At 41.5% G+C, this 13060-nt stretch carries 11 protein-coding genes; 2 read left to right on the forward strand and 9 right to left on the reverse strand.

The window, feature by feature from the left end:
- Positions 1-500 precede the first annotated feature (500 nt).
- The 8 genes from MZ182_RS08715 to MZ182_RS08750 form a co-directional block, all read right to left on the reverse strand.
- On the reverse strand, positions 501-1070 hold the full coding sequence (locus MZ182_RS08715) for a TetR/AcrR family transcriptional regulator (RefSeq protein ID WP_014610438.1): 570 nt from the start codon (positions 1068-1070) through the stop codon (positions 501-503).
- 92 nt (positions 1071-1162) lie between these two features.
- Positions 1163-1402 carry a MarC family protein gene (locus MZ182_RS21295; RefSeq protein ID WP_317233106.1) on the reverse strand — a complete coding sequence of 80 codons (240 nt, stop codon included), beginning with the start codon at positions 1400-1402 and terminating at the stop codon, positions 1163-1165.
- A 63-nt stretch (positions 1403-1465) separates the two neighbouring features.
- On the reverse strand, positions 1466-4501 hold the full coding sequence (locus MZ182_RS08725) for an efflux RND transporter permease subunit (RefSeq protein WP_248065908.1): 3036 nt from the start codon (positions 4499-4501) through the stop codon (positions 1466-1468).
- Positions 4498-5580, reverse strand: coding sequence for an efflux RND transporter periplasmic adaptor subunit (locus tag MZ182_RS08730; RefSeq protein ID WP_248065906.1), 1083 nt, complete (start codon positions 5578-5580; stop codon positions 4498-4500). The genes MZ182_RS08725 and MZ182_RS08730 overlap by 4 nt, the downstream gene beginning before the upstream one ends.
- Positions 5581-5736: 156 nt before the next feature.
- Complete coding sequence (locus MZ182_RS08735) at positions 5737-6072, reverse strand: hypothetical protein (RefSeq protein ID WP_248065904.1); 336 nt, start codon at positions 6070-6072, stop codon at positions 5737-5739.
- A 20-nt stretch (positions 6073-6092) separates the two neighbouring features.
- Entirely contained in the window at positions 6093-6821 is a 729-nt protein-coding gene (locus tag MZ182_RS08740; RefSeq protein WP_248065902.1) for a MipA/OmpV family protein, read from the reverse strand.
- Between the two features lie 820 nt (positions 6822-7641).
- On the reverse strand, positions 7642-8583 hold the full coding sequence (ylqF, locus tag MZ182_RS08745) for a ribosome biogenesis GTPase YlqF (protein WP_011919190.1): 942 nt from the start codon (positions 8581-8583) through the stop codon (positions 7642-7644).
- Between the two features lie 150 nt (positions 8584-8733).
- Complete coding sequence (locus tag MZ182_RS08750) at positions 8734-9573, reverse strand: isopenicillin N synthase family dioxygenase (protein ID WP_248065900.1); 840 nt, start codon at positions 9571-9573, stop codon at positions 8734-8736.
- 381 nt (positions 9574-9954) lie between these two features.
- On the opposite strand from MZ182_RS08750, the gene MZ182_RS08755 reads away from it, so the two are divergent.
- Positions 9955-10860: a bifunctional methionine sulfoxide reductase B/A protein gene (locus MZ182_RS08755; protein ID WP_248065898.1), complete on the forward strand. Its 906-nt coding sequence runs from the start codon at positions 9955-9957 to the stop codon at positions 10858-10860.
- 95 nt (positions 10861-10955) lie between these two features.
- Here MZ182_RS08755 and hemB read toward each other — a convergent pair whose 3' ends face one another.
- The gene (gene hemB, locus MZ182_RS08760; RefSeq protein ID WP_011789559.1) at positions 10956-11939 is read right to left on the reverse strand and encodes a porphobilinogen synthase; all 984 of its coding nucleotides are present in this window, start codon (positions 11937-11939) and stop codon (positions 10956-10958) included.
- 391 nt (positions 11940-12330) lie between these two features.
- Between hemB and tsaB the strand changes: the two genes are divergently transcribed.
- A complete protein-coding gene (gene tsaB, locus MZ182_RS08765) occupies positions 12331-13041 on the forward strand; it encodes a tRNA (adenosine(37)-N6)-threonylcarbamoyltransferase complex dimerization subunit type 1 TsaB (protein WP_248065896.1) in 711 nt (236 codons plus the stop codon).
- Positions 13042-13060 lie beyond the last annotated feature (19 nt).

The following is a 13060-nucleotide window of genomic DNA, read 5'->3' on the forward strand; positions in this document are numbered from 1 at the left end:
ATACCATGTCAAATGGAAGGTAAAACGGTGGTGCATTTCTCTTGTTCAACTAAGTGTACTATTGAGCTGACTAAGCAATGTGTGAAGCCACACAGATCAAGCATATTCAAAAGGCATAATGAAAGTATGTAAAAATTAGTAAACCTAAAAAATCAAGTGAATTTATTGCGCTAATTGCACCCTTTTATTCAAAAGGTTGGATGATTGAAGGAAATATCATATTGGCTAATTGACAATGATATAGGGTGACAGCATTACTTAAAAATATTCAAGACAAAAACGTATCAATCTGATATACCCTGTGTTGTGAGAGTATGGCCTATTTCCTTAGGTAATATGGATTAATTGAGTTTTATCAGAATAAAATTAACTATTGGCCAAAAAGTATTTGAAGTTAAGCAGCCTACGGTAGTGTTTCACCAATTAGCTGCTTGACCGTCGAATGTAGAACTTTGGCGTTGAATTCGGGTATTAATAATCTGCAATTAGTATATTAAAAATCAGCTTTTATAACAAATTGCTTGCCAACTCATTCTGCAGATTTCATCGAGTTTGATTGGATCATAGGGTATTGATTCGCGGCGGATATAACGTGCTAAAGCTGCAGCAGACTCTAAAGAAAGTGCAACAAGATAATTGACATCAATATTGAGGATCTCGCCCTCTGCAATTGCTTTAAGGTATATTTGGTAAAGTGGGGCAAACAGCAATTTTTCATACTGATTAACACTATCATAGGATAATTGAGGTAGTTTCTGATATTGTTCAAAGCTGATTTTATTATCACTGTGTATTTTGCCGTATTTCACGATATTAAACCACACGATACGGTAATTCTCCCATGAAGAGTAGTTATCACTAATTCCATGAAGAAGTTCTTGAGCTAAATTTGTGATAACAGTTTTTCTTAACGCCACTACAAGTTCATCTTTACAGCTAAAATAGAGATAAATGCCTCCTGTGGATATGTTTGCTTCCTTAGCAACTTGTTGCATAGAAAGTCCATCAAATCCTTTTTGGGCGATGACTTTTTCAGCTGCAGCCAGAATTTGATCTTTCTTAGATAACATAAATACAACCTTTTAAGCGTTTGAAGGAGATAAAATGCTTACTATATCTCCTGAGCACATAGGAGAAAAGTAGTCAGATGTACGAGACAACATTAGTTAACATTACATAGAACTTGAAATGCAGGATCTGTGAGCAAATCTTTTACGGCATTTATCATAAATTGCATTCCCATACTGACTAGGAGAAATCCCATTATTCTTGTTAATGCATCAATACCTGTTTTACCCATGAATTTACAGATTGGCTTCATCCTTGCGTTAATCCGAGTAATAATGTTGCTGTTGTTGGTGGTGGGTTTACCATGGGAAGCAAGGCTGTAAAAGCGAGTCATGTGACTTGAAAAAACATCTAATTCTCCTATATGGGGAGGGGAGCCCGAAGGCTCCCGTTTGAATTATCTTTGGATTCTAAATAACACGGCATAGAGCAACGGGATCACAATCAGCGTCAATACTGTTGCAAACAACAATCCGAACATGATGGTGACTGCCATGCTTTTGAAGAAGGGATCTAAAAGTAGGGGAGCTACGCCCATAATGGTGGTTGCAGCACCTAATACTACAGGTTTAGCACGGCTCAGGGCGGCCCCGACCACGGCATCAAAGGGTGTTGTTCCTTCTCGAATATCATTATCAGCCTGATCAACCAGTACAATGGCATTTTTGACCATCATGCCTATCAAGCTTAAAAAGCCCAAGATTGCCATAAATTCAAAGGGGGTTTGAAATATGATTAACCCTACGACAACACCAATCACAGCCAGCGGTACTGTCATCCAAATAACGATGGGTTGTTTGAAGGCATTAAACATAAAAATGACCGCTAAGATCATTGCTGCAAATCCATAAGGCGCAGAAATGGCTATCCCTTCATTGGCATCGTTTGAGGCTTTATATTCGCCATACCAAGTCAACTGATAACCATCAGGTAACGCGATTTGCTCGATTTTATGCCTAATACTATTGAAAGCATCACTTGCTAAAACGCCTGGCGCAGGATCCGCTTGTGCAAGAATAGTCGGCATACGGTTGATTTTACGGATTAAGGAGTCTTCCCATTCGAGGCCTACATCAGAAACGAATTGACTAATCGGGACGAAAGCCTGACTTTGATTACTGTATACACTGATATTTTCAATGACCCTATCATGTCTCCGCTCATTTTCTGGGGCTCTTACCACAACCGGAATAAGCTCGTCATTCTGGCGGAACTGTGCGATTTGCCGTCCATTTAATGATTGAGCGATAGCTTGATTTAGGTCTCTTGCGGTTAAGCCTTGTTGTTGCATTATCTCTGGTAGGTAATGGGGTTTGATGACCGGGATTTGTTGGCGCCAATCATCCTGAACAGCTATCAGATTATTATCAGAGTTCATGAGTGCTTTGGCTTCTTCTGCAAGCGCTCTGAGTACTTTAGGATCAGGCCCTGAAAATCCCGCCTCTATTTTCTTACCGCCACCGCGGCCAAGCATAAACTTCCACACTTTAATCGATGCATTGGGAAACTGTTGCGACAATTCGGTTTGTAACTCGTCAACTAATTTATTGATGTTTCTGTAATCATCAACATCTATCAACAATTGACCATAGGCTGAATTTCTTGGCTCAGGGGCATAACTTAACATAAACCTCAAGCCACCACTGCCAATGAAAGATGTTACATTGGTAATGTGCTCCTTCTGCTTAACAAGCTGGCTCATGTTTACCATTATATTGCTGGTCTTACTGATATCAGTGCCTTGAGGTAAAAATGCATCAACGACAAATTGAGCTCTTTGTGATTCCGGCATAAAACCAGGTGGTATTCGCCCCATATTCGCAACGGCGAGCACTAACAACCCAAGCAATACTGCACCGGAGACTAATCTATTACGTAAAACCAAGATAAGAATTTTGTAATAAAAAGCTAAAATACGGCTTTCTTTAGCTGCTGTTTTATTGTTATCAACACTTAAAAATTGATAGCACAAAAGAGGGGTAATAGTGATAGCAAACAACCAGCTTAAAAACATTGAGTAACAAATTACCCAGAAAAGGGAACCTGCATATTCACCCATATCACTTGGGGACAAACCGATTGCACTAAAAGCAAGTATACCCACTACAGTGCCACCGAGCAGTGGCCAAATGGTTGAATCTACTACCTCATTTATTGCAGTGAGTTTCTCTTGTCCTTTTTGTAGACGCACTAATACGCCATCAGTTACCACAATGGCATTATCGACTAACATGCCAAGCGCAATAATTAAGGCACCAAGTGATATCCGTTGCATGGCGATATCATCAATCAACATGATAATTAATGTACCTGCGACGGTTAACAATAAAACAAAACCGATAATGATGCCTGATCTCACTCCCATAAAGACTAATAACACTAGAAATACAATTACGACTGCTGCGATAAGGTTATCAACAAAGTTAGCAACAGATGCTCGAACTGAATCGGATTGTATCGAGATTTCATTCAGTTCCATGCCGTAGGGACGTTGTGATTCAAGTTCGGATAAACGCTGCTTAACAGCATCACCCATTTCAACCACATTTCCACCAGAAACATTAGAAATGCCCAAGCCGATAGCATGTTGACCGTTGTATGTCATTAAAACACTGGCTGGCTCTTTATATCCCTTATAGATATGTGCAATCTGATTGAGTTGTAATAAGTTGCCATTTGTATTGATACCTATTTTTAGCTTTTTTAAGTCATCAATAGTCAATACTGTATTATTAGGGAGCACAGGAATACGCATACCATCGAGTTCAAGGTCTCCTGCCAAGGTAACTAATGTCTGGTTTTTCAGTGTTTGATATACCTGCTCAAGGCTCATACCATACTGTTGCAAACGTTCTGAAGAAAGCTCAATAAAGATTTGTTCTGATTTTGTGCCTAAAGTAGCTGTCTTCGCGACACCTTTTACTAATGCCAGTTCCTTCTGCAAAAACTTAACATAGTCATTGAGCTGCTTATCGGTATAACCTTGACCCGTTATGGCGTAAAAGAGGGCATAGACATCTGCAAAATCATCATTCACAAATGAAGGACCGGCCCCGCTGGGGAGATTCCTTTGTGCATCCGATACTTTTCGCCGCAGCTTATCCCAAACTTGGTCTAGTTCAGCTTTCGTTTTCGAAAAATCGAGTTTGATTTCTACGGTAACCTCTGAACTCCCTTGTTTAGAAATGGATTTAACTTCTTTGAGTTCTTGTAAAGACTGCACAGCTGTTTCAATCACTTCAGTAACTTCATCTGCAACTTCAACAGCTGAAGCGCCTGGATAGGGAGTAATAATGACTGCTTGTCGAATAATAAATTCAGGGTCTTCGAATCTTCCTAACCCCTTGTAGCTGATAAAACCTCCAATTAATAGCAGAAAGATCATAACCCAAAGGCTATTCCTTTTCTTTATTGAATAGGCTGCAATGCTCATTTGCTTACTCCATCAGCGTTAAGTGGTCTTACAAGATCGCCATCTTTTAACGCATTTACGCCAGTAATAACGATTCTATCTTTGGGTTTTAAGCCATTATTAATAACAATTCTGTTCCCGAGTAATGTACCTGTTTCAATATATTGTTTTGAAACTTTATTGTTGCCATCAACTATCCATACAAATTCCTTTCCCATATTATCTGGAATAATGGCGCTTATCGGTATAGAAACATTGATTGCTGCTGATTCATTTGTCTGTGGTGATACTGTAATTGACATGCCAGGCAATACATTTTGCTTTTTTAAATCTGAAAAGGCTAAGACAACAGTATAAGTTTGTGTTGACCTTTCGGCATCTAGCGTAAAATATCGAAAATAGAGTGGGAACTTAACATTACTAATACCTTCAACTTCGCCAACAGCATTCGTATTTCGACTGCCTTCAGCAAAAAGCTTAGAAGGAACATCGATTACTGCCTCTAAGTTGTTTAAATTTTGTAATACAAATAGCGGTTGATTTGGTTGGATAACAGAGAATTCATTTACAAGTTTTTTTGTAATGACCCCAGAAAAGGGAGCAGTAATTTTTGTATAATCTAGTGTCTCTTGGGCAGTGTTGAATTTATTCTTGGCCAAGTCACGTTCAGTTTTAAGTTTTTCTAAATCACTTTTTGATATAGCTTGGGTTGAATTAAAAATTGTTAGCCCACGTTGGTAGTCAGACTCAGCTTTGTCGTACTGGGCTTTTGCCGAGTTTAACGCAATTTTTTGCTCTGTATTATCAAGTTCAGCTAAAAGCTGACCTTGGCTGACAGATGAACCTTCTTGTAAGTAAATCTTGATGATTTTCCCCGATGTTTTAAAGGAAAGTTCAGCTATTTGTGCTGCTCGGACAGTGCCAGTAAAACTGAGTCCAGAAATATCAGAGGCCGTAATTTCTTCTATCATCGCAGGACGTGAAAACGACATATCTACAGCGACAGTTTCTGGAGGTTGCTCACAGCCACTGATAGCGGCCGTCAATGCTATGATCAGTAATGATTTAACTCGAATCTTTTTAGTTGTAAACTTATGCATAATTTATCCTAATGACTTTTAAATTAAGTGGTTACATGATATCCATAGCGTGATGGATATTTAATCGCTGCATTGCAAATTTGTTAATGTGGGTTTTGGGTGAGATTAACAGAAAAAGCACCTATGAAGGTGCTTTGACTGTGCCGATCTTAGTTATTACCGCTGCTTGAAGCGTTTCCATTCACTAAGATTTAACAAAGAGCGACATTCGTTTTTGTCTAATTTTTTCCCGAAATACTGTCCTTTTCGATTAGCATTATCTCTGCCAAGTCCGTAACTAAATTTTTCGGCGCCCGACATATCCTTAAACTCTTCAGCCGCACGCAGACGAGCCCATTTGTACCGTTCAGTATCATCAAATTTATCTTCGCAGTACTTCATTGCACCTGAAAACGCACCAAGTTTATATTCTTTGGAATTATTATCAGCTTTAGTCATCCACGAGGTGAATATCATTAGCAATGTTAATATTGTAATTATGACTGTTTTCATCACTTAGCCTTTATGTGATTTCAAAATTTATATGTAAGCGATAACATCGCCATAGTGACGCTGTCATTTTCTACAATTGGGGAGTTACTAATGTCTTTATCTAAAACAATATGCCTTAAAAATGCAGTTGCATTTAACGACTCTGAAATTTTATATGAAATAATCATGTTTAAGGATAAATCGGTAGTGTTACCAACATTATAGTTGTCAGTGCCATAATAGTAGTTAGCAACGTCAGCACTTTTAAATGTAGTACCAACAGAAGGAATAAAGGTTAAGTCATTTGTTAGACGTATAGGATAACTATAGTTTATTTTAAATATGCTCCCTTCGCTATGACCTGAAATATCATATAACGCTGATGTATTAAAAATCCCTATTGGAGAGTGATAAGACAGTTTTGCTCCTGAGTATATTGAGATTTTTCTATCTTCGAGCATTCTGATGGCTGAATCTTTGGAATCGGAAGCCTTTAAAAAGTCTTCACCCAACTCTGTAGCAAAAGATAGTTTTAGGCGTTCAATTTCATAAATATCATATTCGAGATTGAAGATACTTGCCCTTAATCTCTCGCCGTTGTAGTTAACCAAAGGTAGGCCATAGTTCTTACTCTCAACGCCAATGTAAGGCGATGATAGATTGAGAGCTCCTACACCCAAGGACCAAGGTGAATCGCTGGCAGAAGCTTCAATAGTGAGCCCCATTGTAAGAGTTGAAAGTAACAAAGCTTTAACGCATGGACAACGCATGTTATACCTCAAAAAGCTAAGCACCATGATGGTGCAAAAATGAATTTATGTTCATGGTGCGCAAAGTGTAGTTTTTTGATCATTTTTTGTCAATGTGTTCAAATTACAAACAGCGTAAAACTAATATGTAATTGCGACATTTTATTGCTGGTAATTTCAGATTTTTTGGCGGGATAACCTAAGTAGCTCAAGCGATTCAGACCGCTTAAGCTACTATCAGTGCTGCCTCTATGAACATTCAAAAATTTGTCATTTGAGATTTCTGAACGAAGTTGGATGATTGTCTACGTGGTTAAGGATATTGGTAAGTGTCGAGACTTCTGTGTTTAAGAGGGAGTTATAAAAGCTAAGTTGGTTTGCTCTTTAACAAGTTCTAATACTCATCTTAAATAACCTACCTTACAAATATTAAATCCGAAACTCACTAATTCGAGCTAAAAATCTAACACGGAAATGTCCCTGAGTGTGTTGCGTATGTCTTTTAAATCTACAGGTTACACGAGTGCTAAAAAGGTGAGTCAGGGTGATTTGCGAGACGGCCGTCCGCCCCATGGACGGGGCGGTCTAGCATCTAGGGAGGGACTGAAACAACATCCTTGTTTTACTGCTAGTTGGCCCTCCATGGCTCTCGTTCATAAACTGAGAAATCCTAGGTTTCTATTCACCGTGTCGATGAGCGAATACCATGGCTCGCCTGTGTAAATGGATATCATCCAGCGCTAAGATACCAACCGCTGGAGTCGCACAGGTCGCTTAGCTGTACTCACTCAGACCTTATCTTAGGCTCGGTTTAATCGCTTAAGATTTCTCATCAGCAGCCTTAATCGTTATGGCGTTTGCCTGAACGCTTCAGTCTCTCTGCTGCCAGTTTGGCTTCTTTCTCTGCTTCTTTTTCGGCCATGATACGGGCGACTTCAATCTTTTCAAGCTCTGCCATCGCAGGCGTTTCTAGCGAGAGTAAGCCTATTTTCCCCGAGCGATATTCATGTAGTAATAACTCTGATGCCTTGTGCATATCGATGCGGCCACCGGGACGCAGCGCACCACGTTTACGGCCGATTTCCTCGAGAAGTGCAACATCATCCTTGGGTAATTCACTTAAGTTATAGCGCTCACAAATCTCTTTTGGATAAGCGGTTAAGAAATACTTGGCGGCGAACAGGGCCACATCTTCATATTCCATCGCGGTATCTTTAATGGCGCCAGTGACGGCAAGGCGATAGCTGCTGGCTTCGTTATCCACTTTAGGCCACAAAATACCTGGGGTATCCGATAACACGATACCGTTACGTAAATTGATCCGTTGCTGGGTTTTGGTCACCGCAGGTTCGTTACCGGTTTTGGCGATAACACGGCCAGCTAAGGTATTGATGATGGTAGATTTCCCAACGTTGGGTATCCCCATGATCATAGTGCGAATGTCTTTTTCGGTTTTATCGCGACTCGGCACTAGCTTACGGCAGAGATCAGGGATTTTTTTCACCATTGCCGCTTGAAGTGTGGTGATCGCCGTGGCTTTGACGCCTTGCTCACGCTCTAAATATTCAATCCATTGTGCGGTGATCTCTGGATCGGCCAAATCAGATTTGTTGAGCAGTTTGATACAAGGTTTGTCGCCTCGAAGCTGAGCCACCATGGGGTTTTCGCTACTGTAGGGAATACGCGCGTCCAGCACTTCGATAACAAGATCGACCTGAGGCATTGCCTCTTCAATCTCCTTGCGTGCCTTGTGCATATGCCCCGGATACCACTGAATTGCCATGATAACGCCTTGTCCTAAATAACTTAAAGAACGGCTATTCTACCTTGATGGTGGTGAATGTCATAAAAAAAGCGCCCAAAGGCGCTTTAATTGCTTAATCCGTGACTGTCTCTTGCGATTGTCACTTGGATTAATAGGCTGAATTAGGGCTTAGATCACCCCGAGTTCGCGCAATCTTTCCATCAGATAACTGTCGGCGGTATAACGATCCGATAGCACTACTGCAGGGTTTGGATGTAAAAATAATGGCAAAGAGATCCGTGACTTGGTTTTATCCGTACCTTCAGGATTGATGACGCGGTGAGAGGTCGATGGGAAATAGCCGCCAGAGGCTTCCTGTAACATGTCGCCGATATTGATAATAATGTTGCCAAAATCGCTTGGAACATCTAACCAAGTGCCATCTTTGGCTTTTACTTGCAATCCAGGCTCATTGGCTGCAGGTAACACTGTAATAAGGTTGATATCTTCATGGGCTGCAGCGCGAATGGCACCCATTTCTTCAGTGCCCGTCATCGGTGGGTAATGCAGAATACGCAGTAAGGTTTTTTGGCTATTGGCGATCATTTCTGGCAATGGGATTGAAAACTTGGCTTTTACGTCTTCTGGTGAGTAGGTTTCGATCCACTCTAATAGTTCTGCAGCCAGCGCGTTAGCTTTATCATAATAGGCGAGAATATTGGCACGTAGTGAGTCGGGTATACGGCCCCAAGGATACACGTGGTAGTACTCTTTAATGTCTTTGACTGTGTTGCCTTTGGCGGTTTCAGAAATCGATGCAGGGAAGAAACCGTCGTGGGTTTCTTTTTTAAACATATAGTCGTTTTTGGCTTCTGAATTAAAAAAGGCTTGCCACTCGGTGTAGATGTCTTCAACTAAGCGCTTATCAATCGGATGATTAGATAAAACACCAAAGCCAGTTTCCCGAAGTGATTCAACGAATTGCTGGGCACTGTTTTCAGCGCGGTAATCAATGGTTTCTAATTTCATTTTGGTTTCTACTTGTTATATTTAGTTGTAATTTGACCCGCAGCAAGTGTAGCCGTGCGCTGATGTGGGTGCAAATACTCAGCGACTGTGATCTGGATCAACTGCCGTATTTTCCGTCATTTATGCAGTCGCTTATATTGAGTACTTAATATGGTCACTTATATTAGTACTTACTTGAGTGGTAAGATTTTAGTCACCAAATCCGTTAGTATGGGCATTAGATTTGTTGTGATTGGATTGATGTCAGCCGCATTTTGAAGCCGAGTGCAAGAAATCTTGCTTGGAGTGGGTCTTATGTTGGCTTCCTTATAAATCAGCTTCTTAATCAACTTAATTGAGAATATCGAAATAGACAACGACGTGAGTCGAAAGGGCATAAATATGAACAAACTGACCGATTTTGAACGCTATGTTATCGAAGAGAAAGGCACTGAACGCCCTTTTAGTGGCGAATATTATAAGCACGACGCTAAGGGATTATATTTATGCAAAAAATGCCACGCTCCTCTTTATCGATCTGATGATAAATTTAATGCTCATTGTGGTTGGCCAGCTTTTGATGATGAGATTCAAGGCGCTGTAACTCGCCATATCGATGCCGATGGTCATAGAACAGAAATCGTTTGTAGTCAGTGTGGTGGTCACTTAGGTCATGTATTTGAAGGGGAGTTTTTGACGCCTAAAAATGTTCGTCATTGTGTTAACTCGATTTCACTTATATTTCAGGGATTGGAGCAGACCTACACGCCGTCATCGAACCAATTTGCGACTTTGGGGGCGGGCTGTTTTTGGTGTGTTGAGGCCATCTTTAAAAATCTGAAGGGCGTTGTCAATGTGACCTCAGGGTATTGTGGTGGCGAAGCCCATGATGCCGATTATAAATCTGTTTGCTCAGGCCAAACCGGCCATGCTGAGGTTGTGCATATTGAGTTTAACCCAGAGGAAATTGATTTTACGACATTGTTGCAAGTGTTTTTTGAAAGTCACGATCCAACCACGCTTAACCGCCAAGGTAATGATAAGGGGCCACAATATCGTTCGGTCGTTTTTGCTCATAACGCGGATCAAATAGAACAAACTAATGAAATGATTGCAAAATTAGAGTCCGCTAAAGTTTTTGATGCGCCTATTGTGACGCAGATTTCAGCCTTTGAAACTTTTTATCCTGCTGAAAATTATCATTATGATTATTTTGCTTTACATGGCGAGGAACCCTATTGCCAAATAGCGGTTCGACCTAAAGTGGAGAAAATCAAAGCCCTATTTGCAGCACTGCAGAAGGCTTAATTTACGCCATTCCTCAAGACATGTAAGGCTAAAGCAATAAAAACGCCACCCAATTAAGGTGGCGTTTTGTTAGTTGTTAAGTGAAAACACCGTCATTAATGGTTTTCAGCTAACCACTGGGCATACTGTTTGGTGTAATAGCTGACAATCAAATCTGCACCCGCCCGCTTTAAGCCGATAAACGTTTCTGTCACCACGGCACGCTCATCCAAGGCGCCTGCAAGGGCGGCAAACTTGATGCCAGCATATTCGCCGCCGACTTGATAGGCGGCGAGTGGTAGGTGGGTTTCTTGTCTTAACCGGCTTAACACATCCAAGTAGGGCGTGCCGGGTTTAACCATCAGGATATCGGCGCCTTCGGCTTCATCTAATAAGGCTTCTAACAGGGCTTGACGACCATTAGCATAATCCAGTTGATATCCCTTGCGATTTCCGCTGAGTTCGCAATCTACCGCCGCTCTAAAAGGACCGTAAAAAGAAGAGGCGAATTTTGCCGAGTGGGCCAGAATCGCCACATGTTCAAAACCTGCGGCATCGAGCCCTTGGCGAATGGCTTTCACTTGTCCGTCCATCATGGCCGATGGCGCTAACATATCGGCGCCAGCTTTGGCGGCCGTCACCGATTGCTTAACTAAATTTTCGACGGTGAGATCGTTGCAGACTTCATTATTGTGCACCACGCCGCAATGGCCGTGATCTGTGTATTCACAAAAGCAAATGTCGGGGATCACCATCATCTCGGGCACTGCGGTTTTAATTGCGCGCACCATACGGGCGAGTAACCCATTGTCATCCCAAGTGTCGCTGCCTTTATCATCTTTTGTATGGGAAATTCCAAAGGGCATCACATAGCGAATACCGAGTGCATAAAGTTCACGAACCTCATCGGCTAATGCGCTTTCAGGAAGACGACTAATTCCAGGAAGAGTCGAAATGGGTATCGCATGATTGATCTGTTCTTCAATAAATAGCGGGTGGATTAAATCTGATAATGATATTTGGGTTTCGCGCAGCAGATCGCGCATCGCTTCTGAGCTACGTAAGCGTCTTAGGCGACGCAATGGAGGCGTGTTTAACATGACATTTCCTTATCGAAGGTGGAGCGTAATACTGTGGTTCAATCTAGGTTCAGGTGTTAGCTCTGACAGATATAAGCTAAAAAGTTTCCTCATTTTATCGAGATCTTTTACTGCATTTGCCGTTAAGTGACTTATATCACATTGCATTACACGACATTGGTATTGGATTTTGGCTGATAGTTTAAGGCTGAAAGCTGGCAAATCAAGGCCAGCGAAATGAATGATGGGATACATTATGACTATTTTACCGTGGATAGGGCTTTGCCCTTTGTTTTCGTGAATTTGATGTTATCATTTGCGCCAGTTTTTAATGGTGCATTGGCACAGTATTTCGCCCCGTCGCGAACCACTGAATATAGTGCAAATGCTTGCCCGATTATCCGGTTTTTAAATGACAACAGACAAACTTTCAGCGTGTATTCTTGCCTTAGACACTTGTACCGAAGCCTGTTCTGCGGCGCTGTATTATCAAGGACAAATATTTTCTGAACTGGCTGACGCACCCCGTGAGCACAGTCAGCGGCTATTACCTATGGTAGATTCCGTTTTAAAAGAGGCTGGCATTGGTCTAGATAAGGTTGAAGCAATTGCCTATGGTCGCGGCCCAGGAAGCTTTACTGGGATACGTATTTGTACCAGTATGACTCAAGGTCTGGCACTGGGCTTAGATTTACCTGTGATTGGTATTTCAACCTTAGCGGCAATGGCCCAAATGGCGATAGCTGAACATAACGCCGAACAAGTGCTCTGTGCTATCGATGCGCGCATGGGCGAAGTATATTGGGGACAATTTGCCGCGGTTAACGGCATTGCGAGCTTAGTTGCTCAAGAAGTGGTGAGTGCACCCTCTGAGGTTATCCTTAGTTTAGATCCACTCAAGCCTATTTATGGATGCGGTACGGGTTTTGATGCCTATCCAGAATTACTGGCTATCGGAAAGGGGATTTTAGTCATTGATGCCGTGAAATATCCCGATGCACGGGCTATGCTAACACTTGCCGATGTAGGAATTAAATCAGGGTTTAGTACGACAGTGGATGAACTCGAACCGGTTTATTTGCGTGATACTGTGACGTGGAAAAAATTACCGGGCCGTGAATGAAATACAGCTTAATCGGTGT

The sequence above is a fragment of the Shewanella sp. JNE2 genome (assembly GCF_023159115.1).
GTDB classification, from domain to species: domain Bacteria; phylum Pseudomonadota; class Gammaproteobacteria; order Enterobacterales; family Shewanellaceae; genus Shewanella; species Shewanella putrefaciens.